An 18455-nucleotide genomic window follows, 5' to 3' on the forward strand; every position below is an offset into this window, starting at 1 on the left:
GTTACTCTCCTAACAGGCGCATCATTTCCGCTTCGTCGATAACCTCAATGCCGAGCTCCTGGGCTTTCGTCAGCTTCGAACCCGCAGCTTCGCCGGCAATCACCAGGTCGGTTTTCTTCGACACGCTGCCCGCCACTTTGGCCCCCAGCGCCACCAGACGCGCTTTTGCATCGTCGCGTGAAAGCTGGCTAAGGCTACCGGTTAGCACCACGGTTTTACCGGCAAATGGGCTATCAATTTCTTCGGCGTTGACCACCATCGGCGCGGGCCATTTAATGCCCTCTTCCAGCAGCTTGCCGATGACCTCGCGGTTGCTCTCTTCGGCAAAGAAGTTAAAGACGTGCGTGGCGACGACGATGCCGACGTCCGGCACTTTCTGCAGCTCGTCGATGCTTGCCTTTTCCAGCGCCTCCAGCGTACCAAAGTACGTGGCTAAACCTGCCGCCGTCGCTTCGCCGACTTCACGAATGCCCAGCGCGTACAGGAAGCGGGCGAAGGTCGTCTCTTTCGCTGCTTCCAGCGCGTTAACCACGTTCTGGGCTGACTTCGGCCCCATGCGATCCAGACCGGTCAGTTTGCCCGCCGTGAGCCTGAACAGATCCGCTGGCGTATGGACATACTCTTTCTCAACCAGCTGATCGATAATCTTGTCGCCCATGCCCTCAACGTCCATTGCGCGACGGGAAACAAAGTGCTTAAGCGACTCTTTACGCTGCGCGCCGCAGATCAGGCCGCCCGTACAGCGGGCCACCGCTTCGCCTTCCACACGCTCTACGTCAGAGCCGCATACCGGGCAGTGGGTCGGGAAAACGACCTCGCGCGTATCATCAGGACGTTCTGACTCAACAACGTTCACCACCTGCGGGATAACATCGCCCGCGCGGCGAATCACCACTTTGTCACCGATGCGCAGGCCGAGGCGTTCGATTTCATCGGCGTTGTGCAGCGTAGCGTTACTCACCAGCACGCCTGCGACCTGCACCGGCTCCAGTCGAGCGACCGGAGTAATAGCGCCCGTACGGCCCACCTGAAATTCCACGTCGCGAACGAAGGTCATCTGCTCCTGGGCAGGGAATTTAAACGCCACCGCCCAGCGCGGTGCACGCGCCACAAAGCCCAGCTGCTCCTGCAGCGCCAGCGAATTGACCTTGATGACAACGCCATCGATATCAAAGCCGAGCGTCGGACGGTCCTCTTCCACTTTGTGGTAGAACGCCAGCACCGCTTCCGGCGAGTCGCAGAGCTGAACGCGGTTGCTCACCGGCAGGCCCCAGGCTTTAAACTGCAGCAGACGCCCGAGGTGCGTATCCGGTAACTCACCACCTTCCAGAATACCGACGCCGTAGCAGAAGAAAGTAAGCGGTCGCTTCGCGGTGATGCGCGGGTCAAGCTGGCGCAGAGAGCCTGCCGCCGCGTTACGCGGGTTAGCAAACACTTTCCCGCCGGTGCGACGCGCCTCTTCGTTAATTTTCTCGAATCCCGCCTGCGGCAGGAACACCTCGCCGCGCACTTCCAGACGCGCGGGAATGTTGTCTCCCTGCAGCTTCAGCGGGATCGCGCGGATGGTTCGCACGTTAGTGGTGATGTCTTCACCCGTCGTACCGTCACCACGCGTGGCGGCGCGCACCAGCACGCCGTTTTCATAGAGAAGGCTGACCGCCAGGCCGTCGAGCTTCAACTCGCAGCACCAGGTGAGGGAATCGCTGCTTTTCAGACGGTCCTGCACGCGCTTGTTAAACGCGAGGAAGCTCTCTTCATCAAAGACGTTGTCCAGCGACAGCATCGGCACTTCGTGACGCACCTGGCTGAAAGCCCCCAGCGGCTCGGCGCCGACGCGCTGGGTCGGAGAATCTGGCGTAATCAGTTCCGGGTGCTGCGCCTCCAGCTCGCGCAGCTCGCGCATCAGCCGGTCATACTCCGCATCAGGCACTTCCGGTGCGTCCATAACATGATAGAGATATTCATGATGGCGAAGCGTGGTTCGCAGTTCAGTGAGTTGTTGTTCGATTGAGTCCATATCGCACCATCAATGAGAAAAAACCCCCGACAGGCGGGGGTTGAGGAGGAGTTGAAGTAAACGCGACAATTACGCGTTGGCTTCCTTCACTTCGCGGATGCGGTCCTGATACTCGCGCAGCTTCTGCGGGGTCATCATTCGACGCTGATCGTCGAGCACCACACCACCCACTTCATCAGCGATGTGCTGAGCGGACTGCAGCATCAGCTTGAAGTTTTGCAGCTCGTCACCGTAGGACGGCACCTGCATAAAGATAGTGACACCCGGCGTCACGAAATCACCGGTCATTTCCGGGTCAAAGGTGCCTGGGTTGACCATATTGGCCAGGCTAAACAGCGCCGGACCACTACCGTCAGGGCTCAGGTGGCGATGGAAAATGTTCATATCGCCAAACTTGAAGCCTGCCTGTTGAATACTGTTGAGCAACACGTCACCGTTGAGATGGCTGCCGTGATGCGCGGCCACGTTCATGATGATCACCGCTTCTTTACGCTGCGGCTTTTCAACAACCGGTTCAGGCTCGACGACCGGCTCTGGCTCAACGTGCGGAGCCGGAGCGGGCTGCGGCGCAGGCTGTACATGAACAGGCTGCTGCGGCTGCTGCACAGGTTGCTGTTGCACGGGCTGCTGCACAGGTTGCTGTTGAACCGGCTGTGGCGCAGCGGGCTGCTGTTGGACAGGCGGTTGCGGCGGCTGACGTACAGGTTCTTCCACTGGCTGCGGCGCTGGCTGGCGCGGCTGGGCAGAGGCATACGGCGGTTGATACTGGTGCTGCGGAGCGCGGGGGGCTTCATGCTCCCCATGAGCCGCGCCGGGCGCAGTATTGACCCGATGAACACGAACTTCACCCACGCCGTCGTCGTCGCTACCGGTGATGTCATCTTCAGTGTCATCATCATCACGACTGGACTTCATGCGCTTCAGTGGGCGATCGCGAAACATCGAGGAACGCTCTTTACGGCTGGTCCAGAAACCATGTACCAGTAAAGCGATTATGGCGATCGCGCCAACAATGATTAATATCAGACGCAAATCCTGCATCATTATATTCTCTGTTGTTCTAACACCTTGCCACCACGGCAAACATTTACTCACTAAGAGTATTTGCCGTTTACGTCAAGTGCAAGTGTGTGCAGAGCATTCGCAGCATAAAGATGAAGTAAATCGTGCTTTTTGCTGGTTTTTCGAACATTTCCGAACTGGTCATTGGTCCGTAAGTGGATAATATAGGCGGGCAATTCCACTGGTTGTGAAAAAAGGAGTACAGCCTGGTTATGGTTTCAACATCGTCTTCTCCCCCGCGCAGCGGCGTCTGGTATTTTTCTCAGGGCTGGAAGCTGGTCTCACTGCCAGGTATCCGTCGCTTCGTCATTCTGCCGCTGCTGATCAACATTATTCTGATGGGCGGCGCGTTCTGGTGGCTGTTCACAAAGCTCGAAAGCTGGATCCCGTCGCTGATGAGCTACGTGCCGGACTGGCTGCAGTGGCTTAACTACCTGCTCTGGCCGGTGGCGGTCATCTCCGTGCTGCTGGTATTCGGCTATTTATTCTCAACGATCGCGAACTGGATAGCCGCGCCGTTTAACGGCCTGCTGGCGGAACAGCTGGAGGCGCGGCTTACCGGCGCGACGCCACCGGACACGGGCGTGCTGGGGATCGTGAAAGATATCCCGCGCATTATGAAGCGCGAGTGGCAGAAGTTTGCCTGGTACCTCCCCCGCGCGGTTGTACTCCTTGCCCTCTATTTTGTCCCAGGCATTGGCCAGACGGTTGCGCCGGTGCTGTGGTTTCTGTTCAGCGCCTGGATGCTGGCCATCCAGTACTGCGACTATCCGTTCGATAACCACAAGGTGCCGTTCAAAGCGATGCGCACCGCGCTGCGCACCCGGAAGGTCGCCAATATGCAGTTCGGCGCGCTGACCAGCCTGTTCACCATGATTCCCTTCCTTAACTTGTTCATCATGCCGGTTGCGGTTTGCGGCGCGACGGCGATGTGGGTGGACTGTTATCGTGCTAAGCACGCGTTATGGAAATAATGCAAAAATGTGTAAAGCAGGGGTGGCTTATGCCGCCCCTTATTCCATACTGATCCCCATTATTTCCTTGCAGTATATAGATATGCGAATTCCTTACTTCCCCCTACCTGCTTAGCAGGTATGCTGGGTCGGTATCCCAATTTCATACAGTTAAGGACAGGCCATGAGTAAGATTTATGAAGACAACTCGCTGACTATCGGTCATACGCCCCTGGTTCGACTGAACCGTATCGGTAATGGACGCATTCTGGCGAAGGTCGAATCACGCAACCCGAGCTTCAGCGTAAAATGCCGCATCGGTGCAAACATGATTTGGGATGCTGAAAAACGCGGCGTGCTGAAGCCAGGCGTTGAGCTGGTGGAACCGACCAGCGGTAATACCGGTATCGCTCTGGCCTATGTTGCTGCCGCACGCGGCTACAAGCTGACCCTGACCATGCCGGAAACCATGAGCATCGAACGTCGCAAACTGCTGAAAGCGCTGGGGGCGAACCTGGTCCTGACCGAAGGCGCGAAGGGCATGAAAGGTGCCATTCAGAAAGCGGAAGAGATCGTGGCCAGCGATCCGGCGAAATATCTTCTGCTGCAGCAGTTCAGCAACCCGGCTAACCCTGAAATTCACGAGAAGACTACCGGCCCGGAAATCTGGGAAGATACTGACGGCCAGGTTGACGTATTTATCTCCGGCGTCGGCACCGGCGGCACGCTGACCGGCGTGTCTCGCTATATTAAAGGCACAAAAGGTAAAAAAGAGCTGATTACCGTTGCCGTTGAACCTACCGACTCCCCTGTTATCGCTCAGGCGCTGGCGGGTGAAGAGCTTAAGCCTGGCCCGCATAAAATTCAGGGCATCGGCGCGGGCTTCATTCCGGGTAACCTGGATCTGAAGCTGATCGATAAAGTCGTTGCCATCACGAACGAAGAAGCCATCTCTACCGCGCGTCGTCTGATGGATGAAGAAGGCATTCTGGCGGGTATCTCTTCCGGTGCGGCCGTTGCGGCAGCGCTCAAACTTCAGGAAGATGAAGCCTTTACCAATAAGAATATTGTGGTTATCCTTCCTTCCTCGGGTGAGCGTTACTTGAGCACCGCACTGTTTGCCGATCTGTTCACGGAAAAAGAGCTGCAACAGTAGTGCCAGTATGTTAATAACGCGTAAAAAAGCACCTTTTCGGGTGCTTTTTTGTGACCTGCTTCAGACTTTTGCCCCTCCTGGCATTGCTTCACCCCGATGTGTCTGGTATTTAAACCAGCAATTATTTTGAAGCGTGAAATTAATCAGTGAACGAAATACCCTTGCTGAATCGATTTTATGATTTGGTTCAAGTCTTCCTTTCGCTGCATAATGTTTAATGACGATTGAAACGTCAGCGCTAACAATACAGGCTAAAGTTAAGCCGCCAGGCTAGACTTTAGTTCCACAACACTAAACCTATAAGTTGGGGAAATACAATGTTCCAGCAAGAAGTTACCATTACCGCTCCGAACGGTCTGCACACCCGCCCTGCTGCTCAGTTTGTTAAAGAAGCGAAAGGCTTCACTTCTGAAATCACTGTAACTTCCAACGGCAAAAGCGCTAGCGCAAAAAGCCTGTTCAAACTGCAGACTCTGGGCCTGACTCAGGGCACCGTTGTTACCATCTCTGCTGAAGGTGAAGACGAGCAGAAAGCAGTTGAGCATCTGGTTAAACTGATGGCTGAGCTCGAGTAAGTTTCCGGGTTCTTTTAAATATCAGTCACAAGTAAGGTAGGGTTATGATTTCAGGCATTTTAGCATCCCCGGGTATCGCTTTCGGCAAAGCACTGCTGCTGAAAGAAGACGAGATCGTCATCGACCGGAAAAAAATTTCTGCCGACAAGGTTGATCAGGAAGTTGAACGTTTTCTGAGCGGTCGTGCCAAGGCATCTGCGCAACTGGAAGCGATCAAAACTAAAGCTGGCGAAACTTTCGGTGAAGAAAAAGAAGCCATCTTCGAAGGGCATATCATGCTGCTCGAAGATGAGGAGCTGGAGCAGGAAATCATAGCCCTGATTAAAGATAAAGGCATGACGGCGGACGCGGCTGCGCATGAAGTTATCGAAGGTCAGGCAACTGCCCTGGAAGAACTGGATGATGAATACCTGAAAGAGCGTGCGGCTGACGTACGTGACATCGGTAAGCGCCTGCTGCGCAACATCCTGGGTCTGGCCATTATCGACCTGAGCGCGATTCAGGATGAAGTGATCCTGGTTGCCGCTGACCTCACCCCGTCTGAAACCGCACAGCTGAACCTGAAAAAGGTCCTCGGTTTCATCACCGATGCGGGCGGCCGTACCTCCCACACCTCTATCATGGCGCGTTCTCTGGAACTGCCTGCCATCGTGGGTACCGGTAGCGTCACCTCTCAGGTGAAAAACGGCGATTATCTGATTCTGGATGCCGTAAACAATCTGGTTTATGTCAACCCAACTAACGAAGAGATCGAAAAACTGCGCGCGGTTCAGGAGCAGGTTGCGACTGAAAAAGCGGAACTCGCTAAGCTGAAAGACCTGCCAGCCATCACTCTGGACGGCCATCAGGTAGAAGTGTGCGCAAACATCGGTACCGTCCGCGACGTTGATGGCGCTGAGCGCAACGGTGCGGAAGGTGTTGGTCTCTATCGTACAGAATTCCTGTTCATGGACCGCGACGCGCTGCCAACGGAAGAAGAGCAGTTTGCTGCGTATAAAGCCGTTGCTGAAGCCTGTGGCTCTCAGGCGGTTATCGTCCGTACCATGGACATCGGTGGCGACAAAGAGCTGCCGTACATGAACTTCCCGAAAGAAGAGAACCCGTTCCTGGGCTGGCGTGCCGTACGTATTGCGATGGATCGTAAAGAGATCCTGCGTGACCAGGTTCGCGCAATCCTGCGTGCCTCTGCGTTCGGTAAGCTGCGCATCATGTTCCCAATGATCATCTCTGTTGAAGAAGTGCGTGCACTGAAGAAAGAGATCGAAATCTACAAGCAGGAACTGCGCGACGAAGGTAAAGCATTTGACGAGTCAATCGAGATCGGCGTGATGGTGGAAACACCTGCGGCGGCGACCATTGCGCGTCATTTAGCCAAAGAAGTTGATTTCTTTAGTATCGGCACCAATGATTTAACGCAGTACACCCTGGCAGTTGACCGTGGTAATGATATGATTTCACATCTCTACCAGCCAATGTCACCGTCCGTACTGAACTTGATCAAGCAAGTTATTGATGCTTCTCATGCAGAAGGTAAATGGACTGGCATGTGTGGTGAGCTTGCAGGCGACGAACGTGCTACACTTCTGTTGCTGGGTATGGGTCTGGACGAATTCTCTATGAGCGCCATTTCCATCCCGCGCATTAAGAAGATTATCCGTAACACGAACTTCGAAGATGCGAAGGTGTTAGCAGAGCAGGCTCTTGCTCAACCGACAACGGACGAGTTAATGACGCTGGTTAACAAGTTCATTGAAGAAAAAACAATCTGCTAATCCACGAGATGCGGCCCAAATTACTGCTTAGGAGAAGATCATGGGTTTGTTCGATAAACTGAAATCTCTGGTTTCTGATGATAAGAAAGACTCCGGAACTATTGAGATTGTTGCTCCGCTCTCCGGCGAGATCGTCAACATCGAAGACGTGCCGGATGTAGTGTTTGCTGAGAAAATCGTTGGTGATGGCATTGCTATCAAACCAACTGGCAACAAAATGGTTGCTCCAGTTGACGGCACCATCGGTAAAATTTTTGAAACCAACCATGCGTTCTCTATCGAATCTGATAGCGGTATCGAACTGTTCGTTCACTTCGGTATCGACACCGTTGAACTGAAAGGCGAAGGCTTCAAGCGTATCGCGGAAGAAGGCCAGCGTGTTAAAGTTGGCGACCCGGTGATTGAATTCGATCTGCCACTGCTGGAAGAAAAAGCCAAGTCTACCCTGACGCCGGTTGTTATCTCCAACATGGACGAAATCAAAGAACTGATCAAACTGTCTGGCAGCGTCACCGTGGGCGAAACCCCGGTTATCCGCATCAAGAAGTAATTCTTGCCGCACAGAAAAATGGCGCCTTCGGGCGCCATTTTTGTTTATGCAGGGAGGATAAGCTCGTCGTAGCCTTTCGACTGGGTATAAAGCATCACGTCAGTCACCCGATCGCCGGCCATGCGAATGGCATCAGCAACGGTTTTCCCCTCAACAATTCCGCTCACCAGTTCTGAACAGAACAGATCCCCCGTCCCTTTCAGATCGGTTTCTACGCGCGGATGCGCGCTGACGGTCACGCCCTCACGCGTCACCAGCACCACGTGGATGTTTTGCGGGTCATCGGCGACCGGCGCGCTGGTGATCGCCACCCATTTCAGAGTGTCAGAAAGCAACCCCTGCGCGGCGGCAATAGCGCTTTCCGGCGTCCGGCACGACTTACCGCTCAATACTTCCAGCTCATAAACGTTTGGCGTAATCCCCTGCGCCAGCGGCAGCAGGTGTTCCCGGTAGGCTTCCGGGATATCCGGCTTCACGTACATTCCGCTGTCGATATCGCCGATAACCGGGTCGACCAGCACCAGCAGGTCAGGATGCTGCGCTTTGACCGCTTTCAGCCACTGCGCCAGCAGCGCGATCTGGCTGGCGCTGCCCATATAGCCGGTAGTGACCGCTTTAAGCTCGCGCAGGATCTCGCGCTCTTCCAGCGCCTTCAGGTAGCCGCTGAACCACTCGTCGGGGATCACCCCGCCGTAGAAGGTGTCGTAGTGCGGCGTGTTGCTAAACAGCACCGTCGGCACGGCGGTCACGTTCAGCCTGTGGGTACGAATATTTGGCACCGCAATGCTGTTACCCACGCTGCCGTAAACCACCTGCGACTGCACCGCGACAATGTCGGTTTGCTGCGCCCGGGTGTTATCCCGGAATAGAATCATCTCCATGACGCTTAAATCCCCGCCCCCTGCGAATAACTCTCTTCACCAAAGACGCCGGTAGACAAATAGCGATCGCCGCGGTCGCAAATTATCGCCACCACGACCGCACCGGGGTTTGCCTGCGCCACGCGCAACGCCCCCGCTACCGCGCCCCCCGAGCTGACCCCGCAGAAGATGCCTTCACGCACGGCCAGTTCACGCATGGTATTCTCCGCCTCGCGCTGATGAATATCCAGCACCCGATCCACCAGCTGCGCATTAAAAATGCCTGGCATATACTCCGCAGGCCAGCGGCGAATGCCCGGAATGCTGCTCCCCTCTTCCGGCTGCAGACCAACAATGGTGACCGGTTTCTCCTGCTCGCGCAAAAAACGCGACACGCCGGTAATGGTGCCGGTGGTGCCCATGCTGGAGACAAAATGGGTGATGCGCCCGCCGGTCTGCTGCCAGATTTCCGGCCCGGTGGTGGTGTAGTGCGCGTACGGGTTGTCCGGGTTATTGAACTGATCGAGCAGTTTACCTTCGCCGCGCTGGGCCATTGCTAACGCTAAGTCTCGCGCCCCTTCCATCCCCTGCTCTTTAGTTACCAGAATCAGCTCGGCCCCATAGGCGCGCATCGCGGCGCGGCGCTCCTGACTCATATTGTCCGGCATCAGCAGCTTCATGCGGTAGCCTTTCAGCGCCGCAATCATAGCCAGCGCGATACCGGTGTTGCCGCTGGTGGCTTCAATCAGCACATCGCCTGGCTTAATTTCACCGCGTTTCTCGGCCTGGACAATCATCGAAAGCGCCGCACGGTCTTTCACCGACCCTGCCGGGTTGTTGCCTTCGAGTTTGACCCAGATTTCGCTGCCGTTGGCACATCCCATGCGCTGAAGCTTGACCAGAGGGGTGTTGCCGATGGTGTGTTCGAGTGTATTCACGATTTTTACTCAATAAAAAGCCCGGTAAGCATCACGCCACCGGGCGAAAAACATACTCAATAACCTATCAGGCTGACTCCGCCAGAGCAATATCCTCGCGCGTCTCAATCCGCTCCTTACCGTGATAGATGCGCGCATGCTGCAGCCCGACAAACAGGCGCTCTCCCCGGTGCGGCGGGACGTCGTCGCGCATGACCACGGTCAGCGGCTCGGTATACCAGCCCAGCGGCTGTACCACCAATTGGGTGTAGTGACCTTTAGGGCTAGCTTCCAGGACCTGCACCGGCAGCGGGGAATCCAGGCTGGTGCGGCGGCTGACGTCCACTTCCCACGGGCGCAGGAACAGATCAACCGGCCCCTGATGCGCGGAGGTGTAGCCCAGCGGCCAGCGGTGCGCGCCGACGTGGAACTGACCGCCGCGAATGGTGCCCTGCAGTCGGTTCACCTCGCCCATAAACTCCAGCACGAAGCGGGTCGCCGGCTCGCGCCAGAGCTGTTCCGGCTCGTCAACCTGCTCGATGTTGCCCTGGCTCATGACCACCACGCGGTCCGCGACTTCCATCGCCTCTTCCTGATCGTGGGTCACGAAGACGCTGGTGAATTTCAGCTCTTCATGCAGCTGGCGCAGCCAGCGACGCAGCTCTTTGCGCACCTGCGCATCCAGCGCGCCGAAGGGTTCATCCAGCAGCAGTATTTGCGGCTCGACGGCCAGCGCGCGCGCCAGCGCCACGCGCTGCTTCTGCCCGCCGGAAAGCTGCGCCGGGAAACGGTCTGCCAGATGCGCCAGCTGCACCATCTCCAGCAGTTTGGTTACTTTCGCCTTAATGGTTGCCGCATCCGGGCGTTCACGACGCGGCAGCACCGTCAGGCCAAAGGCGATATTGTCGAAAACGGTCATGTGGCGGAACAGCGCGTAATGCTGGAACACAAAGCCTACCTTACGGTCGCGGGCATGCAGACGGCTCACATCGGTACCGTGAAAGCGGATATGTCCGCTGGTCTGATGCTCAAGCCCGGCGATAATACGCAGCAGTGTAGTTTTACCGGAACCAGACGGCCCCAGCAGCGCGACCATTTGTCCGGAAGGGATATCCAGCGAGATATCATTCAGCACCTGCGTGCGACCAAAAGACTTCTTAATATTGGCAATCTCAATGCTCATGATTTCCCTCCTGATGCTGACGTTTTTCCTGATTCTCTAAACGCCACTGCACCACACTCTTCAAAAACAGGGTCAAAATCGCCATCAGCGTCAGCAACGCTGCGGCAGTAAAGGAACCGACGGTGTTGTAGTCCTGTTCCAGTAATTCAATCTGTAACGGCAGCGACAGGGTTTCGCCGCGGATCGAGCCGGACACCACCGACACCGCACCAAATTCACCAATCGCGCGGGCGTTGGTCAGCACCACGCCATAGAGCAGTGCCCAGCGGATGTTCGGCAGCGTGACGCGACGGAACATCTGCCAGCCGGAGGCGCCAAGCAGAACGGCCGCTTCGTCTTCATTGCTGCCCTGGCTTAACATCACCGGCACCAGCTCACGTACCACGAACGGACAGGTCACGAAGATGGTCACCAGCACCATGCCCGGCCAGGCGAACATGATCTGCAGGTTATGTTCATCCAGCCAGCCGCCCAGCGGGCCGTTGGAGCCGTAAAAGAGCAGGTAAACCAGACCGGCCACAACAGGCGACACGGCAAACGGAATATCCAGCAGGGTCAGCAGCAGCTGACGTCCCGGGAAGTTAAAGCGCGTCACCAGCCAGGCCAGCAGCGTACCGAAGACCAGGTTCACCGGCACGGTGATTAACGCAATCAGCACCGTCAGCCAGATGGCGTGCAGCATGTCCGGGTTCGCCAGGTTCTCCAGCGCGGGCATCAGCCCATTGCTGAGCGCCTGGACGAAGATATAAATCGTCGGCACGACGAGAATGAGGGCGGAAACCAGCACGCCCACGCCAATCAGAAACCATTTACCCCAGTTGATGCGGGGCGCATCGTATCGCTTCAATTGCGTAACTTCCGCCATCAGTGACCTACCACACGTCGACCAAAGCGACTTTGCAGAGTGTTAATCGAGTACAACAGCAGCAGCGAGGCCGCGAGGATCACCGAAGCAATCGCGCTTGCCGCCGGATAATCAAACTCCTGCAGGCGGATGAAAATCATCAGCGAGGTGACTTCCGTTTTCCAGGCGATGTTCCCGGCGATAAATATCACCGCGCCGAACTCACCCAGGCTGCGGGTAAACGACAGCGCGACGCCCGCCATCAGCGCCGGAGAGAGCTCTGGCAGAACCACTTTGCGGAAGCTCTGCCAGCGCGTGGCGCCCAGCGTTTCCGCCGCTTCTTCGTATTCCGGACCCAGTTCTTCCAGTACCGGCTGCACGGTACGCACCACAAACGGGATGCTGGTAAAGGCCATCGCCACCGCGATCCCGAGCCAGGTATAGGTCACCTTGATGTCAAATTTCGCCAGCCACTCTCCGTACAGCCCGTTCACGGAGAAGAGCGACGCGAGGGTTAAGCCCGCAACCGCCGTCGGCAGCGCAAACGGCAGATCCATCAGGGCATCAAGCAGCGTGCGGCCCGGGAAGCGATAGCGGGTTAAGATCCACGCCATCAGCAGGCCAAACACGCCGTTAAAAATGGAGGCGACAAACGCCGACAGCAGCGTCACCTTATAGGCCGCCACCACCTGCGGGTTGGTGACCACGTCCCAGTACTGCGCCCAGCTCATCTCAGAGAGCTGCATCACCAGCGCGCTGAGCGGCAACAGCAGGATCAGGCAGACGAACAGCAGGCTGGTCCCGAGGCTTAAGGTAAAGCCCGGCAGCACGCGTTTAGTCGAGACTGCAAACATTACTTACGCCCCGCCGCCAGCAGTTTGTCTAACTCACCGCCGCTGGCAAAGTGCGTTTTCATCACCTCAGGCCAGGAGCCGAAATGATCTTCCACGCGGAACAGCGCGGTCTGCGGGAATTTATCTTTCAGCTTGTTCATCACGTCCGGATTGTTCACGCGGTAGTAGTAGTCGGTAATGATGGTCTGCGCCTGCGGGCTGTACAGGTAATTGAGATAGGCTTTTGCCGCTTTCTCGGTGCCGTTCGCCTGCACGTTTTTATCCACCCACGCCACCGGGAACTCGGCCAGGATATTGGTTTTCGGAATAACCACCTCGAAGCCCTGCGCTTCGTACTGCTTGCGAATGTTGTTCACTTCGGATTCGAAGCTGATCAGCACGTCGCCCAGACCACGCTCGGCGAAGGTCGTGGTCGCGCCGCGGCCGCCGGTATCAAACACTTCGACGTTTTTCAGGAACTGGGTCATGAACTGCTCGGTCTTCGCTTTATCCTTACCGTCAGCCTTGTCCGCCGCGCCCCACGCGGCTAAATAGGTGTAGCGCGCGTTACCTGAGGTTTTTGGGTTCGGGAAAATCAGCTTCACGTCGGAACGCACCAGGTCGCTCCAGTCGTGGATGTTCTTCGGGTTGCCCTTACGCACCAGGAAGCCCATGGTGGAGTAGAACGGCGAGCTATTGTTTGGCAAGCGGCTCTGCCAGTCAGCCGGGAGCAGTTTGCCCTTGTCGTGCAGGATCTGCACGTCAGTCACCTGGTTGTAGGTCACGACGTCTGCTTTCAGCCCCTGCAAAATCGCCAGCGCCTGCTTGGATGAACCGGCGTGGGACTGCTTGATGGTCAGCTTATCGCCATTGTTGTCTTTCGCCCACTGCTGCTCGAACGGTGGGTTAAGGGCGGCAAACAGCTCGCGGGAGACATCATACGAGCTGTTCAGCAGCTCGATCGCCTGCGCCTGGGCCACCAGCAGTAAACCTGCCAGCGCCAGAGTTCCTTTTTTCAGTACAGTAACGGCCATTGCGCACCCTTATAAATGTGATGACTATCTTATAGTCATAATATTTATAACGGGGATGAAAGGAGTAACGGTTTTATATACCGTTTGGTGATTTACAAGCAGAAAAGGGAATAAGGGTGCGGGGAAAATTGCCGGGTGGCGCTAACGCTTACCCGGCCTACGTATGGAGAGCGTTTTACAGCGCCAGCAGGCGGTCAACGGACGGCGCAAAATAGTAGCCGCCGGTTACCGGGCGGGTGAAGCGCAGCATGGCGTCGCGCTTGCCGTCAGTGTCACCGAACATGCTCAGCAGCTGTTGCTCAATATTGTGCAGCCGCGCGCAGTAGGCGCAGAAGTAGAGGCCGTGCGTGCCGCTTGCCGTGCCGTACGGCAGGCTCTGACGAACAATTTTGAGCCCCTTACCGTCTTCCTTAAGGTCAACGCGGGACAGGTGCGAGGTCACCGGGCGCGCATCGCCGTCGATCTCTTCGTTGGCTTCTTTGGTGCGGCCAATCATCATCTCCTGGTCGTGCACGCTCATGCGGTTAAGCTGCTTGAGGTTGTGCTCCCAGCGCTGGACGAACACGTAGCTGCCGCCCGCGTCCACGCCGTCTTTGATGACCGCCACGTCGCGACGAACCTCTTCACCCGCCGGGTTTTCGGTGCCGTCAACGAAGCCGCTCAGATCGCGCTCTTCCACCCAGCGGAAGCCGTGAACCTCTTCCTGCACGTCGATGCTGTCGCCAAACGCTTCAACCGCCGCCTGAGCAACGGAGAAGTTCACGTCGTGGCGCAGAGAGAGGATATGGATCAGCACGTCGTATTGGGTGGCTGGCGCCAGGCCTTTGCCGTAAGGGATAAAGTCCTTCAGCTCTTCCGCGCCTTCGCCGCAGCTCAGCTGACGCCAGACGTTATTGCCGAAAGCGACAACGGCACCCAGATGGGCGTCCGGGAATTTGGCCTGGAAGGTGGCCAGTTTATCAACGAAAACTTTGCTGGCCGCACGCAGGGCATCCACGTCCCCTTTAACATTGGCTTCAATCCAAATCGCCGCGCGGCAATGTTCTGGCAAAATGCCACTCTGAACCTGAGACATCGCTCCTCCTGAAATAAAGATGCCACGTCAGCGTGGCATTGATGGCGGCTATTATACCCGGATTTCAGCGAGGCGGTTTGTTCAGGCGCAAATTACTGCTTCCAGAGTATTTTGCTCACTTTCCAGCTCTTCAGCGTGTCGTCAGAGGGCATCAATCCTTCCGGACCGCTCCAGGTTCCGGTGAAGACATAGCTGATGTGCTGGCTGCCTTCCGCCTTACATTCCACCGCCACGCCATCGTCTGAAGGGGCGCTGCTGCAGTTGCCAAAGGCCTGTTTATAAAGATCGCTAAACGGAGTGCCCACCTTTACGCCGCTGGCGGTCGGAATATCTTCGTCCAGCACGGCAATGCGGTTCACCGTCCCTTTATCACCGTTAATCACCAGCGCCAGCTTGTCGCCCTTCAACGCTTCAAAGTAACGCACAATGTTGCCATTCTCGGTTTTCATCCCGCTACGCAGGCGATAGTCACTGCTCAGGGCATCCTGAATGGCGTCCTGATCGAGCGCCGTTGACGCGGTAATTTTTCCTACGCCCTGCTCGGTCACTTCGGTGGAAGAGCCAAACCAGTTCCACGGATACGCGGCGGACCAGTTAATGGAGGAGAGCGTCGAACAGCCGGTTAATGCCAGCGGGAGAGCGCATAAAAGTAAACGCAGTGATTTCATTGAAACGTCCTTTCTAATTAAATCAACGCTTGTTGGAGTGCGGCATCGGCAAAAAGTGCCGCGCTAATCTGACTCTTGCGTAAAACAGGCACGTAAGCGGGGATTCGTCAGCAGCCACATCAGCGCCACAATATCCGCCACCACCAGCGCGATGCCGATACCGGAAAGCGGTTCACCCAGCCACCAGAGCACGGGTTGCCAGAACAGCAGCGCAATCTGGGCGAGGATCAGCAGCCAGCGAAGCGCACGCCACAGACGCGGGATTACATGCCGTCGACCGCTGCACAAAAAAGCCACCACCGCCGGTACGCCCGGCAATAAGCCGAGCCAGAAGGCATCGTGGTCGGGATAAAAGAGATTCAGCAGCGTATCGCCCTGCCCGCGCGACGCACCGGCCATCACAAACAGTACCCAGGTACGGGCCTGGAGGAGCAAAACGCACCAGAACAAAAACGGCAGCCTGACGCGGCCCTGCGCGTCATAGTCAGCCGGGTGGATCTCAGTACTCTTCATCTTCGATCAGGCGCTTACCCAGCGTCAGCACGTCGGCGTGCTCGTAGCCCAGACGCTCATACATGCCCAGCACCACGTCGTTATCTTCCCGCACCATGATCTGGATTTTCGGGCAGCCGCGGGCGATGAGTTTCTTTTCCAGACGATTGAGCAGCGCGTTGGCGATGCCGCGCGCCCGGTATTCCGGGTGAACGCCCAGATAATAGGCCGAACCGCGGTGGCCGTCGTAGCCGCCCATTACCGTCCCAACCACCTCGCCGTTCACTTCCGCGACCAGAAACAGGCTAACGTCGTGATTCACCTTACGTTCGATATCCATTTCCGGATCGTTCCACGGACGCAGCAGATCGCAGCGCTCCCAAAGGGTGATCACCTCTTCGAAATCTTCCTGGCGAAAAACGCGTATCTCCATGGTATTAACCGCCTTTTCGGGTTTAAAAACAGTGATTATGGCGTGAACGGGGCGTTTAGCCAATAACCGGGGAAAATCTCGCCAAAATTTGGCATAATGTCACTTTGTCACGTATTGAAATGAAAAGTAAAACAATTCTCAATAAGGACTGTCGTAACGGGAAACACGATACGATATAACACCAGGACCCCATTTTTCAGTATTCAGGCCGCATGAGCACATTCAAACCATTAAAAGCACTCACATCGCGTCGTCAGGTTCTAAAAGCGGGGCTGGCGGCCTTAACGTTAACGGGCATCGCTAAGCAGGCTCAGGCAAAAGACGAGAGCACGCTCAAAACCAGTAACGGACACAGCAAACCGAAAACCAAAAAGCCGGGCGCAAAGCGTCTGGTGATGCTCGATCCGGGCCACGGCGGTATTGATACCGGCGCCATTGGCAGAAACGGTTCGAAAGAAAAACACGTCGTGCTGGCAATTGCAAAAAATGTGCGCGCAATTTTACGCAGCAACGGCATTGACGCCCGCCTGACGCGCACGGGCGACACGTTTATTCCGCTGTATGACCGCGTCGAGATCGCCCATAAGCACGGCGCGGATCTGTTTATGTCGATCCACGCGGATGGCTTCACAAACCCTTCCGCCGCGGGCGCGTCGGTGTTTGCCCTCTCCAACCGCGGCGCCAGTAGCGCCATGGCGAAATACCTTTCCGATCGCGAAAACCGGGCGGATGAAGTAGCCGGGAAGAAAGCCACGGATAAAGATCATCTGTTGCAGCAGGTGCTGTTCGATCTCGTGCAAACGGACACCATCAAAAACAGCCTGACGCTCGGCTCGCATATCCTCAAGCGGATTAAGCCGGTGCACCGTCTGCACAGTAAAAGCACGGAACAGGCGGCGTTTGTGGTGCTGAAGTCACCGTCCATCCCGTCCGTGCTGGTGGAAACGTCCTTTATTACCAATCCGGAAGAAGAGCGCCTGCTCGGCACCACGGCGTTTCGCCAGAAGATCGCCAACGCCATCGCCTCCGGCATTATCAGTTACTTCAACTGGTTCGATAACCAGAAAGCGCACTCCAGGAAACGCTGATGAAACCCAATGCACAGTTGGTCAAAACGTTCCTGCTGCAGCTGCAGGATGAGATTTGCCAGAAACTGGCCGCCGCAGACGGCGGTGAATTCCAGGAAGATAGCTGGCAGCGCGAAGCGGGCGGTGGCGGGCGCAGCCGCGTGCTGCGTAACGGCGGCATCTTCGAACAGGCGGGCGTGAATTTTTCCCACGTTCACGGCGACGCCATGCCCGCGTCCGCTACCGCGCACCGCCCTGAGCTGGCGGGCCGCAGCTTCGAAGCGATGGGCGTCTCGCTGGTGATCCACCCGCATAACCCGTTTGTTCCGACCAGCCACGCCAACGTGCGCTTTTTCATCGCGGAGAAGCCAGGGGCCGATCCGGTCTGGTGGTTTGGCGGCGGTTTCGACATGACGCCTTACTACGGCTTTGAAGAGGATGCCGTGCACTGGCACACCACCGCGCGGGACCTTTGCCTGCCGTTTGGCGAAGACGTTTACCCGAAATATAAAAAGTGGTGCGACGACTACTTTTACCTGAAGCACCGCGACGAGCAGCGCGGCATCGGCGGGCTGTTCTTTGACGATCTCAACACGCCGGATTTTGATACGGCATTTAGCTTTATGCGCGCGGTGGGCGAAGGGTTCACCGACGCGTACCTGCCGATTGTCGAACGCCGTAAAAACACCGACTACGGCGTGCGCGAGCGTGAGTTCCAGCTTTATCGTCGCGGGCGGTACGTGGAGTTCAACCTGGTGTGGGATCGCGGGACGCTGTTCGGCCTGCAGACCGGCGGACGCACGGAGTCGATTCTGATGTCTATGCCGCCGCTGGTGCGCTGGGAGTACAGCTACGAACCAAAAGAAGGCAGCCCGGAGGCTGCCTTGAGTGAGTTCCTTAAAGTACGCGACTGGATTTAACTGCCGGATGGTGCTGCGCTTATCCGGCCTACTCAATCCCCAGG

The 18455-nt window shown here is 56.6% G+C and carries 19 protein-coding genes; 7 read left to right on the top strand and 12 right to left on the bottom strand.

The window, feature by feature from the left end; genetic code table 11:
* Position 1: 1 nt before the first annotated feature.
* Both ligA and zipA read right to left on the bottom strand, forming a co-directional pair.
* Complete coding sequence (gene ligA, locus IM299_RS19335; RefSeq protein WP_193357960.1) at positions 2-2017, bottom strand: NAD-dependent DNA ligase LigA; 2016 nt, start codon at positions 2015-2017, stop codon at positions 2-4.
* Positions 2018-2086: 69 nt separating this feature from the next.
* On the bottom strand, positions 2087-3061 hold the full coding sequence (gene zipA, locus IM299_RS19340) for a cell division protein ZipA (RefSeq protein ID WP_047368055.1): 975 nt from the start codon (positions 3059-3061) through the stop codon (positions 2087-2089).
* A 230-nt stretch (positions 3062-3291) separates the two neighbouring features.
* Here zipA and cysZ point away from each other — a divergent pair, with 230 nt between their 5' ends.
* From cysZ to crr, 5 genes are all read left to right on the top strand, one after another.
* Complete coding sequence (gene cysZ, locus IM299_RS19345) at positions 3292-4053, top strand: sulfate transporter CysZ (RefSeq protein WP_028013995.1); 762 nt, start codon at positions 3292-3294, stop codon at positions 4051-4053.
* Positions 4054-4216: 163 nt separating this feature from the next.
* Positions 4217-5188 carry a cysteine synthase A gene (gene cysK / locus IM299_RS19350; protein WP_028013996.1) on the top strand — a complete coding sequence of 324 codons (972 nt, stop codon included), beginning with the start codon at positions 4217-4219 and terminating at the stop codon, positions 5186-5188.
* Positions 5189-5505: 317 nt separating this feature from the next.
* Positions 5506-5763, top strand: coding sequence for a phosphocarrier protein Hpr (ptsH, locus tag IM299_RS19355; protein ID WP_000487600.1), 258 nt, complete (start codon positions 5506-5508; stop codon positions 5761-5763).
* 44 nt (positions 5764-5807) lie between these two features.
* Positions 5808-7535 (top strand): phosphoenolpyruvate-protein phosphotransferase PtsI, encoded by a 1728-nt coding sequence (gene ptsI, locus IM299_RS19360; protein ID WP_008501604.1) that lies wholly within the window; start codon positions 5808-5810, stop codon positions 7533-7535.
* A 40-nt stretch (positions 7536-7575) separates the two neighbouring features.
* Positions 7576-8085, top strand: a complete 510-nt coding sequence (gene crr, locus IM299_RS19365; RefSeq protein ID WP_003861316.1) for a PTS glucose transporter subunit IIA — start codon at positions 7576-7578, stop codon at positions 8083-8085.
* 44 nt (positions 8086-8129) lie between these two features.
* Here the strand turns inward: crr and pdxK are convergent, their stop codons facing one another.
* The 10 genes from pdxK to IM299_RS19415 form a co-directional block, all read right to left on the bottom strand.
* Positions 8130-8966 carry a pyridoxine/pyridoxal/pyridoxamine kinase gene (pdxK, locus tag IM299_RS19370; RefSeq protein WP_193357961.1) on the bottom strand — a complete coding sequence of 279 codons (837 nt, stop codon included), beginning with the start codon at positions 8964-8966 and terminating at the stop codon, positions 8130-8132.
* 5 nt (positions 8967-8971) lie between these two features.
* Entirely contained in the window at positions 8972-9883 is a 912-nt protein-coding gene (gene cysM / locus IM299_RS19375) for a cysteine synthase CysM (RefSeq protein WP_041908803.1), read from the bottom strand.
* A gap of 67 nt (positions 9884-9950) precedes the next feature.
* Entirely contained in the window at positions 9951-11045 is a 1095-nt protein-coding gene (cysA, locus tag IM299_RS19380; RefSeq protein ID WP_008501607.1) for a sulfate/thiosulfate ABC transporter ATP-binding protein CysA, read from the bottom strand.
* Positions 11035-11910 carry a sulfate/thiosulfate ABC transporter permease CysW gene (cysW, locus tag IM299_RS19385; protein WP_163333152.1) on the bottom strand — a complete coding sequence of 292 codons (876 nt, stop codon included), beginning with the start codon at positions 11908-11910 and terminating at the stop codon, positions 11035-11037. Before cysW ends, cysA begins: the two co-directional genes overlap by 11 nt.
* Positions 11910-12743, bottom strand: a complete 834-nt coding sequence (gene cysT / locus IM299_RS19390) for a sulfate/thiosulfate ABC transporter permease CysT (protein ID WP_028014001.1) — start codon at positions 12741-12743, stop codon at positions 11910-11912. The genes cysW and cysT overlap by 1 nt, the downstream gene beginning before the upstream one ends.
* A complete protein-coding gene (locus IM299_RS19395) occupies positions 12743-13756 on the bottom strand; it encodes a sulfate ABC transporter substrate-binding protein (RefSeq protein WP_193357962.1) in 1014 nt (337 codons plus the stop codon). The genes cysT and IM299_RS19395 overlap by 1 nt, the downstream gene beginning before the upstream one ends.
* A gap of 175 nt (positions 13757-13931) precedes the next feature.
* Positions 13932-14831, bottom strand: a complete 900-nt coding sequence (locus IM299_RS19400) for a Dyp-type peroxidase (RefSeq protein WP_193357963.1) — start codon at positions 14829-14831, stop codon at positions 13932-13934.
* Positions 14832-14923: 92 nt separating this feature from the next.
* Entirely contained in the window at positions 14924-15499 is a 576-nt protein-coding gene (locus IM299_RS19405) for an RpoE-regulated lipoprotein (RefSeq protein WP_048957147.1), read from the bottom strand.
* Positions 15500-15562: 63 nt separating this feature from the next.
* Complete coding sequence (locus tag IM299_RS19410; protein WP_041908792.1) at positions 15563-16012, bottom strand: DUF2919 domain-containing protein; 450 nt, start codon at positions 16010-16012, stop codon at positions 15563-15565.
* Positions 15999-16424, bottom strand: coding sequence for a GNAT family acetyltransferase (locus tag IM299_RS19415; RefSeq protein WP_003861292.1), 426 nt, complete (start codon positions 16422-16424; stop codon positions 15999-16001). Before IM299_RS19415 ends, IM299_RS19410 begins: the two co-directional genes overlap by 14 nt.
* A 212-nt stretch (positions 16425-16636) precedes the next feature.
* Between IM299_RS19415 and amiA the strand changes: the two genes are divergently transcribed.
* Positions 16637-17512, top strand: coding sequence for an N-acetylmuramoyl-L-alanine amidase AmiA (gene amiA / locus IM299_RS19420; RefSeq protein ID WP_045261156.1), 876 nt, complete (start codon positions 16637-16639; stop codon positions 17510-17512).
* Entirely contained in the window at positions 17512-18411 is a 900-nt protein-coding gene (hemF, locus tag IM299_RS19425) for an oxygen-dependent coproporphyrinogen oxidase (RefSeq protein ID WP_063155455.1), read from the top strand. Before amiA ends, hemF begins: the two co-directional genes overlap by 1 nt.
* Positions 18412-18455 lie beyond the last annotated feature (44 nt).

The organism is Enterobacter cloacae complex sp. P47BA (assembly GCF_014930485.1).
Classification (GTDB): Bacteria; Pseudomonadota; Gammaproteobacteria; order Enterobacterales; family Enterobacteriaceae; genus Enterobacter; species Enterobacter bugandensis.

Bases quoted from the DNA above. Each gene is read 5' to 3' on its own strand.
- zipA (WP_047368055.1), bottom strand. From the start codon at position 3,061: ATGATGCAGGATTTGCGTCTGATATTAATCATTGTTGGCGCGATCGCC.
- IM299_RS19410 (WP_041908792.1), bottom strand. From the start codon at position 16,012: ATGAAGAGTACTGAGATCCACCCGGCTGACTATGACGCGCAGGGCCGC.
- cysZ (WP_028013995.1), top strand. From the start codon at position 3,292: ATGGTTTCAACATCGTCTTCTCCCCCGCGCAGCGGCGTCTGGTATTTT.
- IM299_RS19400 (WP_193357963.1), bottom strand. From the start codon at position 14,831: ATGTCTCAGGTTCAGAGTGGCATTTTGCCAGAACATTGCCGCGCGGCG.
- cysA (WP_008501607.1), bottom strand. From the start codon at position 11,045: ATGAGCATTGAGATTGCCAATATTAAGAAGTCTTTTGGTCGCACGCAG.
- hemF (WP_063155455.1), top strand. From the start codon at position 17,512: ATGAAACCCAATGCACAGTTGGTCAAAACGTTCCTGCTGCAGCTGCAG.
- IM299_RS19395 (WP_193357962.1), bottom strand. From the start codon at position 13,756: ATGGCCGTTACTGTACTGAAAAAAGGAACTCTGGCGCTGGCAGGTTTA.
- amiA (WP_045261156.1), top strand. From the start codon at position 16,637: ATGAGCACATTCAAACCATTAAAAGCACTCACATCGCGTCGTCAGGTT.
- ligA (WP_193357960.1), bottom strand. From the start codon at position 2,017: ATGGACTCAATCGAACAACAACTCACTGAACTGCGAACCACGCTTCGC.
- cysW (WP_163333152.1), bottom strand. From the start codon at position 11,910: ATGGCGGAAGTTACGCAATTGAAGCGATACGATGCGCCCCGCATCAAC.
- crr (WP_003861316.1), top strand. From the start codon at position 7,576: ATGGGTTTGTTCGATAAACTGAAATCTCTGGTTTCTGATGATAAGAAA.
- cysT (WP_028014001.1), bottom strand. From the start codon at position 12,743: ATGTTTGCAGTCTCGACTAAACGCGTGCTGCCGGGCTTTACCTTAAGC.
- IM299_RS19405 (WP_048957147.1), bottom strand. From the start codon at position 15,499: ATGAAATCACTGCGTTTACTTTTATGCGCTCTCCCGCTGGCATTAACC.
- cysK (WP_028013996.1), top strand. From the start codon at position 4,217: ATGAGTAAGATTTATGAAGACAACTCGCTGACTATCGGTCATACGCCC.
- IM299_RS19415 (WP_003861292.1), bottom strand. From the start codon at position 16,424: ATGGAGATACGCGTTTTTCGCCAGGAAGATTTCGAAGAGGTGATCACC.
- pdxK (WP_193357961.1), bottom strand. From the start codon at position 8,966: ATGGAGATGATTCTATTCCGGGATAACACCCGGGCGCAGCAAACCGAC.
- ptsI (WP_008501604.1), top strand. From the start codon at position 5,808: ATGATTTCAGGCATTTTAGCATCCCCGGGTATCGCTTTCGGCAAAGCA.
- ptsH (WP_000487600.1), top strand. From the start codon at position 5,506: ATGTTCCAGCAAGAAGTTACCATTACCGCTCCGAACGGTCTGCACACC.